Genomic DNA, 16,380 nt, shown 5'->3' with positions numbered 1-16,380 from the left:
GAAAGTAGTACTTTTGTTAAAAAATTAGAGCAATGGATGAGATTCTGAAATATTTTCCTGATTTGACACCTATTCAAATCGAACAATTTCAAAAATTAGATTTTTTATACCACGATTGGAATGAAAAAATCAATGTTATTTCGCGCAAAGATATTGATGCCTTATATACCAAACACATTTTGCATTCGCTTGGAATTGCAAAAATCATGAAGTTCGAACCCGGAGCAACAGTTCTGGATGTGGGTACTGGCGGAGGATTTCCCGGAATTCCGTTGGCGATTCTTTTTCCGGAAACCCGTTTTTACCTAATTGATGTTATCGCCAAAAAAATAAAAGTGGTTCAGGGCGTTGTGGATGCCTTAGAACTTAAAAATGTAAAAGCAGAACAAAAACGCGCCGAATTGGTAAAAGGTGATTTCGATTTTATCGTTAGTCGTGCTGTAACCAATATGCCCGATTTCGTGTCGTGGATTCATGATAAAATCAAAAAACAGCACAAACACACGCTGAAAAATGGAATTTTGTATCTAAAAGGAGGAGATTTAACCGAAGAACTGTCTGCTTTTCCAAAAGCAACTCTATATGATTTAGCAGATATTTTTGAAGATGAGTTCTTCGAAACAAAGAAAGTGGTGCATTTGCCACTGAAGTTTCAGGCTTAGATAAAGTTTCAGGTTTCAGGTTTTGGAACTTATAAAAATCAAAAGCCGAAAATTTCAATTGAAATTTTCGGCTTTTTTTAGTAAATTTGAAAATACTTCGATAAGTTCAATTTTGTCATATTTAAAACAAAAATTATGTACACAACATATCATTTAGATTCTGCTCAAGATATTAATGAGGATATTTTAGAAGCGATTAAAATTGCTTTTAAATCGAGACCCATTACAATTACAATTGAAGAAGACGAAGATTTTGAATTAACTGAAGAAATGAAAAAGATTTTAGACGAAAGGTTAAAAGAAGATGGAAGTGACTATATTTCCTCGGAAGAATCAATTGCTCAACTAAAATCAAAATATGGGCTATAAAATTATTGTTTCGCCTCGTGCTCAGAATGAAATTATTAACGCAATGGAGTTTTACACAAAACAAAGTTTGCAAGCGCCAAATAATTTCATAATACAATTACAAAAAGCATATGATGTTTTAGCAATAAATCCTTTTTTTAGAATCTGTTATAAAGAAGTAAGAGTTATAACACTTAGAAGATTTCCGTACTCTCTTTTTTATGTAGTTGATGAAAACGAAAATAGCATTCGTGTTCTTTCTTGTTTTCACAACAAAAGAAATCCAGCAAGAAGACCTTAATTTAAGTCATAAAACCAAAAGCAAAAACCCGAAAATTTCAATTGAAATTTTCGGGTTTTTATATAAATCTAAAATCTGATTTCTAAAATCTGAAATTACCCTAAGAAAGGATATCTGTAATCTTCTGGAGTTACAAACGTTTCTTTGATCGTTCTAGGAGAAGCCCAACGCAATAAGTTCAATGCAGAACCTGCTTTATCGTTAGTTCCTGAAGCTCTTGCTCCACCAAAAGGCTGCATTCCAACAACAGCTCCTGTTGGTTTGTCATTGATGTAGAAGTTACCAGCTGAATTTTGCAATTTCGTCGTCGCTACTTCAATAGCATAACGATCCTGGCTGAAAACAGCTCCTGTTAAAGCATACTCAGAAGTAGTATCAACCAATTCTAAAGTCTCTTCCCATTTAGCATCTTCGTAAACGTAGATGGTAATTACTGGTCCGAATAATTCGGTTTCCATAGTTTTATATTTTGGGTTTGTCGTTACGATAACCGTTGGCTCAATAAAGTACCCAACAGATTTGTCATAATTTCCACCAACAATAATTTCAGCATCAGCATCTTTTTTCGCCTGGTCAATAAAACTAGCCAATTTGTCAAAAGAACCTTCGTGAATAACCGCAGTAATGAAGTTTCCGAAATCTTCCGGAGAACCCATTTTCATAGATTTTACATCCGTAATAATTTGCTCTTTTACAGCAGGCCATAAACTTTGCGGAATATAAGCTCTTGAGGCTGCAGAACATTTTTGTCCCTGAAATTCGAAAGCACCACGAACAATTCCGGTAGCAACTTGTTTTACATTAGCACTTGGATGCGCAATGATAAAATCTTTTCCACCAGTTTCTCCAACGATTCTTGGGTATGTTTTATAGTGGTGAATGTTGGCTCCAATTTTAGCCCAAATATCTTTAAACACGTGAGTTGAACCTGTAAAGTGAACTCCAGCAAAATCACGACTTGCCAAAACAGTATCGGTAATCATCAAAGCATCTCCAAAAACAACGTTGATAACGCCATCAGGAACTCCAGCTTCTTTGAAAACATCGATAATGATTTTTGCAGAGAAAACCTGGCTATCACTTGGTTTCCAGATAACCACATTACCCATCATAGCAGCACTTGCAGGAAGATTTGCAGCAATAGCAGTAAAGTTAAAAGGAGTAATCGCATATACAAAACCTTCAAGAGGTCTGTATTCTAAGCGATTCCAAGTTGTAGAATCAGATTTTGGCTGATCGTTGTAAATCTGAGTCATAAATTCTACGTTGTAACGTAAAAAGTCGATCAGTTCACAAGAAGCGTCAATTTCAGCCTGGTGAATATTTTTTGATTGTGCAATCATTGTAGCAGCGTTGATACGCGCTCTGTATGGACCAGCAATAAGTTCAGCCGCTTTTAGGAAAATAGCAGCACGTTGTTCCCATGCCATATTTGCCCAAGCTGTTCTTGCTTCAAGTGCGTTAGCAATTGCTTTTTCGATATGTTGTTTTTCAGCTAAATGATACGTTCCTACGATATGTTTGTGATCGTGAGGAGCAGACATTGTTCTGGTATTTCCTGTTCTGATTTCTTCGCTTCCAATGTATAATGGAACATCGATTGTTGCGTTCCACATTGCTGTATAAGCTGCCTGAACAGCTGCTTTTTCAGGAGAGTTTGGTGCGTAACCTTTTACTGGCTCGTTTACCGCTTTGGGTACATGAAAGAATCCTTTTAGCATGTTATTTAAAATTAGATAATTAGACAATTTATGAGCTAGAATATTTGTTTTGTTACGAATAATCTAACGTGGCACAAAAGTACAAAGGATAAATTAATAATTTGACAATTTTATGATTTAGATAACTATAAAAAATATAGTTTTTTAATGAAGTCTTAATTTAAAGCAAAAGGAGCGCACAATCTGAAAGTAGGTACGATCACTTTGAATGTTTTGGTAGTAGTAAAATTAATCATATTAAAGTGACCTTTCATGGCACCATAAGGAGAGGATAATAAGCAGCCAGAACTATAGGTGTGATTTTCTCCTGGTTTTAAAACCGGTTTTTTTCCAATTACACCTTCGCCATCAACAATTTCCAAATCATTTAAAGAGTCAAAAATTTCCCAGTGACGACAAGTCAATTGTACAGAATCTTTGCTGTGATTTTCAATAGTGATTACATAACTAAAGGCAAAATGAATCTTGTAGTTCTTGAAGTAAGTACCTTCAAAACTAGTCAAAACAGATATTTTTATGCCTCTTGTTATCTGAGAAACCATACTAACGTAGTATATATGTGTGGATTATAGATGCAAACTTACAAAAAAAAACGATTGGTTCGAAAACCTTTTAACAATGTTTTAATTGATGATATTGATGGAGTTAGCGTTTCCTTTTCCGATACAGCGCTCGTATCGGTCGTTACTTTCTTTGTAATAAACCAAAATGGTATATTCATTTTCGGTTTGATAAAAATTTCCGTCGATGGCATTCTCGTAATCGACCTTTCCGTTTTTATCTGCTACCATAAACTGAAAATTGGAAAAACCTTGTTTAATAAGTACAGCTTTTTCGTAAATGCCCTTTTCTTCGTTGTAATCCATTTTGTATTCAGGGATTAAATTGTAATTGTTGAACATTCCGGTAACGTAAATGTCTTTATTTAATCTAAAAGTAGGAGCAGAAACACTAAAATAGACCCAGGCATAATCCGCTTCAATGTCATTATCAGAGCCATTGATGTTTTTGACTACAAAATTACCATTAACATCCTGATTGAGTGTGTATATTAGGTTAGCCCGGGCAGCACTGGTGTATAAATAGCTGCTGTAAATAGCACTGTTATAGCCCACTTTAGCAACAAAGTTATTGGCGGCACGAATGTCTTTGTTTTCAAAATACAAATATTCGTTTCCTGCCCAAAATTGTGTTTCGTCATTATATTTATAAACCAATTGATTGCCTAAAGTATATTGTGGAACAATGTTTTTTATGGAAGTATTAAAGTCTCCGTTTTGAAACAAAAATACTTTTACATTTTTCAAAGGATTCTGAAAAGTGATGTCATTTGAAGCTATCGCAAAATCTATATTGTGTTTATAATCAATATCACTAAGGTTTCGGCTTCTTTTCACCTGAGCGGCAACGGTACAGTGATTTTCGTATAAAATGAATTTTCTTGAAAAAACAACTTCTCTGTCATCATTTAAAATTCGCAACATATAATTCCCCGATATACGCAATTGTGTAGTAAATTGATTAGGGAAAGAAAGCCTGTAATGGGAATACCCCTGAAGTGTATTAAACGAATTCGAATAATCTATAATTCGTTGATTGTCCAGTCCTCTGATGTAATCCTGTTTGGTTATATCTGAAGGTTTCCAGTTATAATCGCAATGAATAACTTCGAAATAATAATTAGCTTCATTGGCAAATAAATCGTCAAACTGAAATTTAAAATCGCTGCCTAATTCAAAAACAGGCACAACATTACTTCCATTCTGAATAAAGGAAACGGCTTTTATATTGTAAGGAGGAGCAATTTCGGTTTGTACTTCCTGGGCATTCGCCGAAGCAAAAATAAAAAGCAACAACAGACTTTTAAATAAAAATTTTGGCATATTTTCACGATGTAAGATTGTAAATATAACAATTTTATAAACGTATTAAGAAGCCATTTTATTGGTTTTGAAAACAATTTATCAGGAACCCAAAATGTATTCTAAATTAACTTCGATTTCGTCGTTGACAAAACTTTCTTCTAAAAGCGAATCCGATAGCAGCTTTTTGTTCTCCTGCAGTTTGATTATTTTTTCTTCGACTGTATTTTTCGAAATAAACCGGATGACATTTACTTTGTTTAATTGTCCTATTCTGTGCGCTCTTCCCACACCTTGTTTTTCAGCAAAAGGATTCCACCACGGATCCAGAAACAAAACATACGAAGCCCTGGTGATATTCAGGCCAACGCCACCCGCTTTAAGTGAAATAAAAAATAATAGAGGCTCTTCATTTTCCTGAAATAAATTTACCTGCTGTTCTCTTTTATTGGCAGGAGTTTCACCTGTAATCTCACAAAATTGTATTTTATTTTCCCTACACCAGGTCGTGTAAAAATTCAAATTAGTAACAAACGAGCTAAAAATGATCGTTTTTTGTTTTCCTTTTACTAGATTTTCCAGATAATTGGTGACAGCCATATATTTTCCGGAATCAATTTCTGACTCCTGATCTATCATTTTTGGATGATTACTCAACTGTCTTAACTTCATCAGCGTGTTGATAATGCTAATTTTGTCCGGGCTGGATCCATCTGTTTTTAGTAAAAAATTACGCGCTTTAGATTTTTCTTTTTCATATAATTTTTCCTGTTCAGGATCCATATCGCAATAGTAAATCTGTTCGGTCAATTCGGGTAAATCTTTCAAAACCTGTTCTTTGGTTCGTCGCAAAATATAAGGCTGAATAAGATTTTTTAATTCGGCTAAACTATTTTCGTCCTGTTTTTTCTCAATCGGAATTTTAAAGTTTTCTGCGAAAAAAGTATAAGTTCCCAAAATATCCGGATTTATAAATTGCATCTGTGACCATAAATCGTCTAGGGAGTTTTCGATAGGAGTACCGCTTAGCGCAATTTTATGAGCGGTACTTATTTTATTGATGGCTTTAAAAATTTTAGAATTTTTATTTTTAATGTATTGACTTTCGTCCAAAATTAAATAACGGAAATCGTATTTTTCTAAAATTGAAATATCACGATGAACAACACTGTAGCTGGTAAAAATTAAGTCGGTCGAATCTAATCTGCCGGCTAATAATTTTCTGTCATTACCCACATATTGCATTTTAGAAAAATGCGGTGCAAATTTTGAAGCTTCGTTGTACCAGTTAAAAACTAGCGAAGAAGGAAGAACAATCAGCGCTTTTAAAGGTTCTCTTTCTATAGTCGTTTCATTTTGAAACAAATCAAAATTCGTGGTTTTAGTTGTAAATCCTAATTGTTCCTGAACAGCAACCAGAACGGCTAACGTTTGCAATGTCTTTCCAAGTCCCATATCATCAGCCAGGCAAGCTCCTAAATTAGAATTAAAATGACCCAAAAGCCATTTTACGCCATCGACCTGATACGGTCTCAAAGTTGCTTTTAGTAAATCAGAAGCGGTATATTCTGCTTTTTGAATGACATCGTTTTTCATTTCCGGAATCGCATCCAGAGCAGCAAAATTACTTTTACGCAAAAGAAGATTTCCCTTTTCTGTGTTGGCCAGTTTGGCCAGTGAACTGTATTTGCTGAGCCATTCTAACGGAATCAAAAAATAGTTTCCGTCAGGCAGCATAAAGAGCCTTTCCTTGCTTTTTATATTGGGAATAATTTCGCTGAAATTAATGTTATAATTTCCAATAGTAATAATGATTTTGATGTCAAACCAATCGCCGGTTGTTTCTTTTGAGGCCGAAACAGTGTGGTTTTCTGTAATGATTTCTTTGCTTTCCAGTTTAAGATTTTGAATGGTAAAACCTAAATTTTCAAGCTTTTCCTTATTGTCAATAATCAATTGAATGTTGCTATACGGATCATTGGCTTCTAAGTCGGTATCCAGGCCAAACAGTTCATTTTTGATTTTTACCAGACCGATTTCAAGTAGTTTTTTGGTATATAAAATTTCGACGGCACTTCTTTTAAACTGAATTATTTTGGGTTCATTAACAATACTGAAATCAACAAAAGTATGTGTTTTTTTAGTTTTGCTGCCATCGAATGAATAACCGTTATAATCGAAATAAAGGTTGAGGTAATAACAGTTTTTAAAGAAATCATAAACAGGCTGAATCGTACTCGAAATGATTTGATCCCGCAGTTCCATTTCAAAACCCGTGGCTTCTATATCGATTTTTTTGGCTATTTCGGGAATAAAATTTTTAAAATAATTGTCAACCAATTTTGATGGTATTTCAATAGATTTTTTCTTTAGAAAAGGAGTCAGTTTTTTAGAATTAAGTTCTTTTAACCGTCCTAATTTCTTATCGATAATGAGCCAGCCCGGTTCATCCAAAAGAATTACGATACTACTATTCATAGGCGAAAATGTAGTTTTATTTTCTTTTAATGAAAGGGTGTAAGTAATACCTTCTGAATGTTTAGCAAAGTGAATTTGAGGTTCAAAATCACGAGACTCGATATTGACTCTGGATCTGTAAAAGTCTTTTTCAGTTCCCAAATCCAAAGAGAGAGGAAATTGTTCTTTCACAATTAAATCGTAAAAGGAACTTAAATTGAATTTTAAATGCTGACGAATTGCAAAATCAATTTTAGAATCTTTTTGCAGGTCGGCAATGGTTTTAGCTGATTTGATTTTGGCACTGAATTTCCTGAAAATAAATTCAGGTTTCAAAGATTCACAAGCTGTCAGTATTTTTTTGGTATTGGAATCTAAATTTTCAAAAACAATTCCAAAACTTTCCAGTACATCCGTGCTTGCTTTTTTGTTTAAATATTTAATCTCATCTACAGCTTCAACGATGTAAGCTGTGGGAATATAGGTATTCAGGTTTTTTTCAAAACTGATATCAAAACAAAACTGAAATAATTTTGTAGCTTCCAAGAGTAGGATTTTGGTTTGGTTATAATTTTGGGAGTTTTCTAAACTTAAAAAGTTTTCAAAATAATAATAAATTGAAAACTTTTAAAAGGAACTTATGTAACTTATATGGTTGAAAAAATTAGTTTTCCGGTTTAAAGCAAAGCGGAATAATTTCCCCTTTTGCCAGACAGTATTTTTCTACCAATTCAGGAGTGATTTTATTAGTATAATCTTCTTCGATTACGATAAAACCAATACTTCTTAATTTATCAAAATAATCGCGGCCGTAAATACGAACATGATCGTATTGTCCGAATATTTTTGCGCGTTCTTTTTGGTCTGTAATCGTATCATCGGCAAACGTAACTGCTCTTGATAAGTCTTGTGGAATTTGTAAAATCGCCATTCCGCCAGGTTTTAAAACTCTGAATAATTCCTGCATCGCTTTTGTATCATCTGGAATATGTTCCAAAACGTGGTTACACAAAATCACATCGTATTCGTTGTCTTTAAAAGGTAAATTACAGATATCTGCTTTTACATCTGCCAAAGGCGAAAACAAATCGGTTGTTGTGTAATTAAGGTTTTTTTGCTTGCGGAAAAGCTTATAAAAAGCCTGTTCTGGCGCAAAATGAAGCACTTTTTTTGGTGCTGTAAAAAAGTCGGTTTGGTCGTTTAAATACAACCAAAGCAAACGGTGTCTTTCTAACGAAAGTGTACTTGGCGAAAGCACATTATTACGTTGTTTTCCGTAGCCATAAGGCAAAAACGAACGGAAACTTTTCCCATCAATAGGGTCAGTATATTTGCTTCCTTTTAAGGACAAAGCCAAAACAGGACGAGCCACATAACTCAAACGAATTAATAATGGGCGAGGTATTGTATTAAGTACTAGTTTAAATAGTTTTTTCATGGGGGCTATTTCGCAGAGTTTCACAAAGGAGACACAGAGTTTCACAAAGTGTTTATAAATCTTTTGATATTATTTTTTAAAATTTTTGAATCAAAGTTAATAAGTAATCCTAACGGATAATTTCCTAACTTTAAATAAGTCAATACTTGTGCAAAATGTACATCTGTAAATGCTTCGACAGTTTTTAATTCAATGACAATCATGTTTTCGATTAATAAATCAATTCGATATCCGTGATCAAGTTTTATGTCTTTATAAACAATTGGTAAAACTTTTTGTCTTTCAACAGTTAGGCCGGCATTTACTATTTCATAATACAAACATTCTTGATAAGCTGATTCTAACAAACCAGGTCCAAGTTGTTTGTGAACTTCAATTGCTAGGCCAATAATTTTATATGTAATTGCATCTAATCTATTACGAGATTCATTGTTTTCTTCAAACATTTTAAGGCTTGTAAATAAATAATTTTGTGAATCTTGGCGTGTATCTTTGTGAATCTCTGTGGAATAAATTTATAATACCAATGGCACTTTTCTAAATTCGTCTTCTTCAGTGCTTTCGATTCCTAATGCTTTATAGATATAATAGAACGTCGATAAAATTTCTGGTTTTCCATCTACTAAGGCAACGTCGTGTTCGAAATGCGCACTTGGTTTTCCGTCAGCGGTTAGGATTGTCCAGCCATCTTTTAGCTGCTTGATGTTTCTGGTTCCCATGTTGATCATCGGTTCAATGGCCACTACCATTCCTTCAACAAAAAGTTTTCCGCGGCCTTTTTTACCGTAGTTTGGCATTTCAGGTTCTTCGTGCATTTTTTGTCCTAAACCGTGACCAACTAATTCACGAACAACTCCGTAACCATGAGCTTCCGTATATTTCTGAATGGCGTTTCCAACATCTTCTACGCGGTTTCCAGCTTTAAATTCCCTGATTCCTACGTAAAGAGATTCTTTGGTTACCTGTAAAAGCTTTTTAGTTTCAGGAGCAACCTCTCCAATTTCGAAACTATAGGCATGATCACCGTGATAGCCATTTTTAAAAGCACCGCAATCTACCGAGATGACATCTCCGTTTTTTAAAGGTACATTATTCGGAATCCCGTGTACAACCTGCGCATTTGGACTCATGCAAAGCGAGTTTGGAAAGTCGTATAAACCCAGAAAACTAGGCACAGCACCGTGGTCACGAATAAATTCTTCGGCTAATTTGTCAAGATGTAATGTGGTAACTCCTTCTTTGATTTCAGAAGCAATCATTCCTAATGTTTTAGAAACGATCAAAGCACTTTCGCGCATTAATTCGATTTCTTCACGTGATTTTACAATAATCATAATTTCGGATTTTCAGTTGGCAAAAGTACAATTTTAATATTATTTTCATCTATAATTTTTCGCCACGAGTTTACGAATTTTAGCTAAAATCGGTACACTTAAATTTTAAAACATTAAAATTCGTGAATTCGTGGCTAACTTTTACCAATAATTATAAATAGTCTTATTTAATAAAAAAGGCATAAATTAGCTAAGCAAACATTTAGCAATTATGAAACCAGTTATCAATCAGGAGAATATCGCAAAAGAAAAGGCTTTGAAAAGCATGAAAAATAATGCGCTCGGACTTTTAGGAATTGCGGTATTGCTTTTTATAATTGCGATTTATTTTAAGATTCCGATGTTGCAGGCTTTTAGCGAAGCAGCAATGGTAGGAGGAATTGCCGATTGGTTTGCGGTTGTGGCATTGTTTCGTCATCCTTTGGGAATTCCGATTTGGCACACGGCGATTATTCCATTAAAGAAAAATGAAATTGGAGAAAACCTTGGCAATTTTGTTTCTGAAGAATTTTTGAATCGCGAAAAACTCGAAGTTAAACTCGAAGAATTCAATATTGCCACAAAAGCTTCGGAGTGGCTGTCTGAAGAACAAAACGCTAATAAAGTTGCCAATTTGATTGCCGTAAATGTAATTCCGGGAATTTTAAGAACGATTAATGATGAAGATATCAAGCGTTTTATTCAATTTCAATTTAAAGAAAAATTAGAAGCCATCAACTTTGGAGATTGGGTAGCTCTGGCGCTGGAACCTTTGCAAAAAGGACATTTGAAAGAACAAATGCTGACCAATATTCTGGATGTTTTGTGTAATGAACTGATCGAAAATAAAGATTTAATTCGAAAAAAAGTAAAAGAATCAACACCGCTTTTGACATTTGGCTTAGCCGATAAAAGCATTTCTGAAGGTGTTTTTAATGGATTGTACGATTTCCTGAATGAAGCCAAAGACCCGGAAAGCCTGATTCGCGCTAAGATTGACCAATATGTGTATGACTTTCTGGACCAGGTAAAACATTCAGAAGAGATGCGAACCAAGATTAATAACCTCATTCTAAGTTTTGCAGGTAAAAAAGAAGTTCAGGATTACATCAACGGAATTTGGGATGAAGTAAAACTTTCGATAAGTAACGACTTAGAAAAAGGAGATGATTCTTCTATCAAAAAAAGCATCGCCGGTCTGATCCAGAATTTTGGAAACGGAATTAAAGAAGATCCGGTTATGGTTGATAAAATCAATAATTTTATTAAAAATGATTTACTTTCGGTTCTTCTGAATAATAAAAAAGTAATAGGAGATTTGATTTCGTCAACCGTAAAAAGCTGGGACGGGAAAGAGGTTTCTGAAAAACTGGAATTAGAAATAGGCAAAGACCTTCAATACATCAGAATCAACGGAACGCTTGTTGGAGGATTAATAGGACTTGTAATTTATGCTGTTGAGTGGGCGTATCATTATTTTGTGATGTGATTTTGATTTTAAACCATATAAGTGATATAAGAAAATATAAGCTAGTTTGAGTTTATAAAGTTATTCTATCTGCAATTTTGTCATTTCGAAGAATGAGAAATCTCCGCAAGAAACTCGACAAAGATTGACTATTAGTGACGGAGCTACTTACGGAGATTTACTTCGTCTGTTCACTATCGTTCGAGTCTCCTCCGTCAGAAATGACAAAATAAACTAAAACGCTCTTATTGGAAAAGATTGCCCTAGCCCCGATAGAAGTGGAAATCCTTTTGTGGCGGGGTTCGCCACAAAAGATTGCAACGGATAGCGGGATTAGCTCCTGAAAAAGATTTGGTTTTATCGTAGAAATCAGAAATCGAAATGAAAAGAAAGACCTAAAAACAAAAGAGAGACCAATCATGTCTCTCTTTTTTATTTAAATGAACTTATATCACTTATATGGTTTGATTTTCTTCTACAACAACGAATGACAAGTCATCGCATTTGGCTGCGGAACACCCATTAATTCCAGAATAGTAGGAGCGATGTCACCCAGAACACCATCCTGAATGTTTTTCAAATCCTTGTCAACTAAAATAATCGGCACTGGATTCGTTGTATGCGCTGTATTTGGGCTTCCGTCAGGATTAATCATGGTTTCGCAGTTTCCGTGATCGGCAATTACAATAGTGGTGTAATCGTTAGCAAGAGCAGCTTCAATTACTTGTTTTGCACAAGCATCAACAGCTTCGCAAGCCAAAATTGCCGCTTCCATGATTCCGGTGTGTCCTACCATATCGCCATTGGCAAAATTCAGACAAACAAAATCAACTTCACCTTTGTTCAATTCCGGAACAAGGGCAGCAGTAAGTTCAAAAGCGCTCATTTCTGGCTGTAAGTCGTAAGTGGCTACTTTTGGAGAATTTCTTAAAAGTCTTGTTTCGCCTTCAAAAGGAAGTTCTCTTCCTCCGGAAAAGAAAAAGGTCACGTGTGGGTATTTTTCAGTTTCTGCAATACGAATTTGTTTTTTGCCTGCTTTTTCTAAAACTTCACCAAGGGTTTCCGTAATATTATCTTTATTGTAAACCACTTTTACGTTTTGATACGTTTCGTCGTAGTTCGTAAGCGTTACATAATAGAGGTTTAGTTTGTGCATGTTTTGCTCGTGGAAATCTTGCTGCGAAAGCGCTTCTGTCAATTCACGGCCTCTATCGGTTCTGAAGTTGAAGAAAATAACAACATCACCTTCAACAATTGTGGCTAATGGTTTTTGTTCTTTATCTACCATTACGATTGGAGCGATAAATTCGTCAGTAACATCGTGAGCGTAACTTTCGAGAATACTTGCAACTGCATTTTTTGATGGAATTCCGATGGCATTAACCACTAAGTCATAAGCCAGTTTTACACGTTCCCAGCGTTTGTCACGGTCCATTGCGTAATAACGGCCAATAACCGAGGCAATTTTTACAGGAGTGTCTTTGATGTGCTCTTCTAAATCATGAATGTATTTGGCACCCGATTTTGGGTCAACATCGCGCCCGTCTGTAAAAGCGTGAACATAAACCTGATCTAATCCATATTCTTGCGAAGCATCAATCAATCCACGTAAATGAGAAGTATGCGAGTGAACGCCACCATCTGAAACTAATCCTAAAAAGTGAACTTTTTTATTGTTGTCTTTAGCATACGTAAAAGCATCAACCAAAACTTGTTCTTTGGCAAGTGTCTGGTGCGCTACCGCTAAATTTATTTTGGCTAAATCCTGATAAACAATTCTTCCGGCACCAAGGTTCATGTGACCAACTTCGCTATTACCCATTTGTCCTTCAGGTAAACCTACGTTTAATCCGTCTGTACGAAGCTGAGCACTTGGGTAGTTTTGGTACAAGCTGTTTATAAAAGGAACTTTTGCATTGTCTATTGCAGATACTTTAGGGTCAGGAGATTTTCCCCAACCGTCTAAAATCATTAGTATTACTTTCTTGTTCATTAGTTTTTAGTTTTTTACAAAGATAAACCATTTATAAAATGAGCAAGAAAGCAGGGTGACAATTATGTTTAATAAAAGGAAGACTGCTAAAAAATAATAATTTAATTATAGAAGCCTTTATTTTTTAAAATTAATTCAGACTACGCTCGGTTTCGTATCTTATTTTTAACAGCATTTGTATCAATAAAATATTTTACACTAATAGAAAAAATATGTTTTAACGCATCATTATTGAGTAAACCTGTTACATTTTGCTTAAATTCCTTGTCGATTATATTTTCGAAATTAGAAGCATTATTGCGATATAAAACAGAAATCTGACTTCCGGGCGCAAACCACCAGGAATACGATAAATCAGCGTTCCAGGAATAGAAACTTGAATTTTTGTTTTCGATATATTCAGGAAAAGCAGTTAGTGTTCCGTTGGGCTGAAGTTCTAAAATCTCTTTATTTTCAGCATACGACCAGTATTGACGAACGGATAAATTTAGCGTCATCGTACTGTTTATGGCATATTTACCGCCAAGGGTATTCGAGTAGGTAATAACATTTCGATTAGCAAAAACAATCGTTTCTGGAGTTGCTTCGTTGTCATCTTCATCATAATCGTCGATAAAACCTTTGTTATTGTTTTTTCTAAAAAAACTAAAAGTATAGGTCATCAAAAGTTTATCATTAAAACGGTATCGGGGTCCTAAATCAAAGCCATAAGCCATTCTGCCAGGTTCATCTGCAATAGATATTGAAGGATTAAAATCTACAGCAAATTTGTTGTTGTAATTGGTCGAAATACTGCCCCAAGATTCTATTTTTCTAGGAATAATCACGTAGCGATTGTCGGCACGAGGTTCGTAGTAGTCGGATGATTCTAAAGGAAAAACGGTAAGTCCCATTCCGAAATAATTATTTTTTAAAGTCGTTACATGTGCATTAACGTTTATGTTATTGTCCTGAATTCGTCCGGAAAACTTGTTGTACTCGATGTACATATTATAGTTAGCCCTGAAATTATTGAGTTTTTCGGTCTTTTTTAGTGTTCTATAATTCGCATTTCCATAAAAATTATAATAATTAGTATAAAAATTTATTCCCAAATCATTAGGATCAAAGTCTTCGGTAACAAAATCCGAACCGAAGCTATAACGGTATTTCCCACTTGTTTTAGCAAAACCAAGCGTCGCATAAACCCCATCTTTATCTTCGATATCGTTGATGGAACTGTATTTGAAATTTCCGGATAAGTTGTATGAGTTTGCTTTTGTGTTTAAATCCCAGGCTAGAGCAGAAACATTAGCGTCTCTAAATTCTCCATTTCGGGTCACATTCGTATTGATAAAAGTCACCGATGAATTTTTGCGAAAGCGTTGATCCAATACCAATACATTATAATTAGCTAAAGGTTCCACAACTTCCCTGCGTCTTTGCAGTGTAATGGTGTCTTGGATAGTGCTGTATGTTTTTTCGGTTACGGCATTTAAAATCCCAACGCCTAATCCGCCTTTTGTTCTTCCGGAAATTTTTAAGGCATTGATTAAATTTACACTTTGTGGCTCTTCAATAACTTTTTCATTTTTTTCTAAATCAGGTTCAGTCGAAGGTTTTCCGCCAATTCTTCTCGAATAAAACATATTCCCTTTATTGAATAAGTCAGTTCCTTCGGTAAAAAAAGCTCTGTTTTCGTTGAATTGCTGTTCAAAAGGACCTAAATTCAGGATTTGATCGTCGTATTTGGCCTGCCCGAAATCAGGAATCAAAATGGCATCCAGCGTAAAAGCATCATTTATACCGTATTTAATGTCCATTCCGCCCTTCATGGTTCCGTATGTTTTTAGGCCATCAGCTGCATTTAGATAATAAGAGGCATAAGGCATCAAAAACAATCGGGTAGGAGGTTTTATGTTTTCTATTCCTTCCAGAATTCCGCTTTGTTGGGTAAAAGTTCCAATTTTGGAGTCAACAAAATTCCAGGTATATTTAAAACGGTCGCGTTTCACTTCCCTAAAGAAATTAATTCCCCAGGTTTGTTTGTTTTCACTTGAAAAACGAAGTGCTGCATACGGAATTTTAATTTCGACAATCCAGCCATTCTCGGTTAGGGTTGCTTTGCTATTCCATACAGCGTCCCAGGAATAGTCTTCACCATTAGCATCGGTCATAATACAGTCGCCCTGAACATCTGCTGCCGAAACATAAAACATAAAATCCTGCTGACCATCATTAAAACCATTAATAAAAACGCCAAAAAGGTCCGCAGTTCCAAAATTATCACGTTGTGAAATTTCTTTTAAAATTTTAGTAGGCTCATCATCATACATCATGGCGCCAATATAAATGGCGTCGTTATTATATACAACTTTGACTTCTGTTTTTTTATTTTCTGAAATAGGTTTTCCGTTGTCGGGCTCCAGAGTTACAAAATCTGAAGCTATAGCAGCATTTCTCCAAACTTCTTCATCTAATTTTCCGTCGATAGAAATCGGTTGATTGATAGATTGTGTTTGCAGAACCTTTTTTTGTCCGTAGCTCCAAAAAGCGGAAAGGAGAAGTATGCCGATAAAAAAAACGTTTTTCATTTTAGTTGTAGAAATATTATTTAATTAAGGTAATAGACCCCAATTTTTTCTGATTGTTACATTTTTGAGGATTTATATTTTGCAAATCTATAATTTGAATTTCAATTATGTTGTAAATCAGTTTGTTATGATTTATTTATGTTAAAATAGATTTCAAAATTAAGTATTATTATAGTTTTTGCCCCTTTTTGGATGATGAATTGTTAAAGTTTAGGCAAAAACGAGCAGTTTTGTTGTAATAAAT

General features: G+C 34.7%; 13 protein-coding genes. 4 read left to right on the top strand and 9 right to left on the bottom strand.

Translation table 11 applies throughout. From position 1 onward, the window contains the following. Window positions 1–32 precede the first annotated feature (32 nt). From rsmG to GON26_RS13050, 3 genes are all read left to right on the top strand, one after another. On the top strand, window positions 33–662 hold the full coding sequence (gene rsmG / locus GON26_RS13060) for a 16S rRNA (guanine(527)-N(7))-methyltransferase RsmG (protein ID WP_160375205.1): 630 nt from the start codon (window positions 33–35) through the stop codon (window positions 660–662). A gap of 135 nt (window positions 663–797) precedes the next feature. Continuing rightward, the gene (locus GON26_RS13055; protein ID WP_160375204.1) at window positions 798–1,031 is read left to right on the top strand and encodes a hypothetical protein; all 234 of its coding nucleotides are present in this window, start codon (window positions 798–800) and stop codon (window positions 1,029–1,031) included. Continuing rightward, window positions 1,021–1,311, top strand: a complete 291-nt coding sequence (locus tag GON26_RS13050) for a type II toxin-antitoxin system RelE/ParE family toxin (RefSeq protein ID WP_160375203.1) — start codon at window positions 1,021–1,023, stop codon at window positions 1,309–1,311. The genes GON26_RS13055 and GON26_RS13050 overlap by 11 nt, the downstream gene beginning before the upstream one ends. A 95-nt stretch (window positions 1,312–1,406) precedes the next feature. Here GON26_RS13050 and pruA read toward each other — a convergent pair whose 3' ends face one another. The 7 genes from pruA to map all read right to left on the bottom strand — a co-directional run bounded on the left by pruA (window position 1,407) and on the right by map (window position 10,123). Next, entirely contained in the window at window positions 1,407–3,032 is a 1,626-nt protein-coding gene (gene pruA / locus GON26_RS13045; RefSeq protein ID WP_160375202.1) for an L-glutamate gamma-semialdehyde dehydrogenase, read from the bottom strand. Between the two features lie 155 nt (window positions 3,033–3,187). Further along, complete coding sequence (gene apaG / locus GON26_RS13040) at window positions 3,188–3,574, bottom strand: Co2+/Mg2+ efflux protein ApaG (RefSeq protein WP_160375201.1); 387 nt, start codon at window positions 3,572–3,574, stop codon at window positions 3,188–3,190. A gap of 81 nt (window positions 3,575–3,655) precedes the next feature. Then, window positions 3,656–4,915 (bottom strand): type IX secretion system plug protein, encoded by a 1,260-nt coding sequence (locus tag GON26_RS13035; protein WP_160375200.1) that lies wholly within the window; start codon window positions 4,913–4,915, stop codon window positions 3,656–3,658. A gap of 81 nt (window positions 4,916–4,996) precedes the next feature. Continuing rightward, a complete protein-coding gene (locus GON26_RS13030; protein WP_160375199.1) occupies window positions 4,997–7,897 on the bottom strand; it encodes a DEAD/DEAH box helicase in 2,901 nt (966 codons plus the stop codon). A gap of 118 nt (window positions 7,898–8,015) precedes the next feature. Next, complete coding sequence (locus GON26_RS13025) at window positions 8,016–8,789, bottom strand: class I SAM-dependent methyltransferase (RefSeq protein WP_160375198.1); 774 nt, start codon at window positions 8,787–8,789, stop codon at window positions 8,016–8,018. A 41-nt stretch (window positions 8,790–8,830) separates the two neighbouring features. After that, window positions 8,831–9,235, bottom strand: a complete 405-nt coding sequence (locus GON26_RS13020; protein ID WP_160375197.1) for a GxxExxY protein — start codon at window positions 9,233–9,235, stop codon at window positions 8,831–8,833. A gap of 69 nt (window positions 9,236–9,304) precedes the next feature. Further along, entirely contained in the window at window positions 9,305–10,123 is an 819-nt protein-coding gene (gene map / locus GON26_RS13015; protein ID WP_160375196.1) for a type I methionyl aminopeptidase, read from the bottom strand. A gap of 211 nt (window positions 10,124–10,334) precedes the next feature. Here map and GON26_RS13010 point away from each other — a divergent pair, with 211 nt between their 5' ends. Beyond that, window positions 10,335–11,591, top strand: coding sequence for a DUF445 domain-containing protein (locus GON26_RS13010; protein WP_160375195.1), 1,257 nt, complete (start codon window positions 10,335–10,337; stop codon window positions 11,589–11,591). A gap of 454 nt (window positions 11,592–12,045) precedes the next feature. On the opposite strand, the gene gpmI is transcribed toward GON26_RS13010, so the two are convergent. Beyond that, window positions 12,046–13,563 (bottom strand): 2,3-bisphosphoglycerate-independent phosphoglycerate mutase, encoded by a 1,518-nt coding sequence (gene gpmI, locus GON26_RS13005; RefSeq protein ID WP_160375194.1) that lies wholly within the window; start codon window positions 13,561–13,563, stop codon window positions 12,046–12,048. Between the two features lie 140 nt (window positions 13,564–13,703). Then, window positions 13,704–16,136: a DUF5916 domain-containing protein gene (locus GON26_RS13000; protein WP_160375193.1), complete on the bottom strand. Its 2,433-nt coding sequence runs from the start codon at window positions 16,134–16,136 to the stop codon at window positions 13,704–13,706. Window positions 16,137–16,380: the final 244 nt, after the last annotated feature.

The sequence above is a fragment of the Flavobacterium hydrocarbonoxydans genome (assembly GCF_009789235.1).
Taxonomy (GTDB): Bacteria; Bacteroidota; Bacteroidia; order Flavobacteriales; family Flavobacteriaceae; genus Flavobacterium; species Flavobacterium hydrocarbonoxydans.
This window is presented reverse-complemented; position numbering and strand designations above follow the sequence as displayed.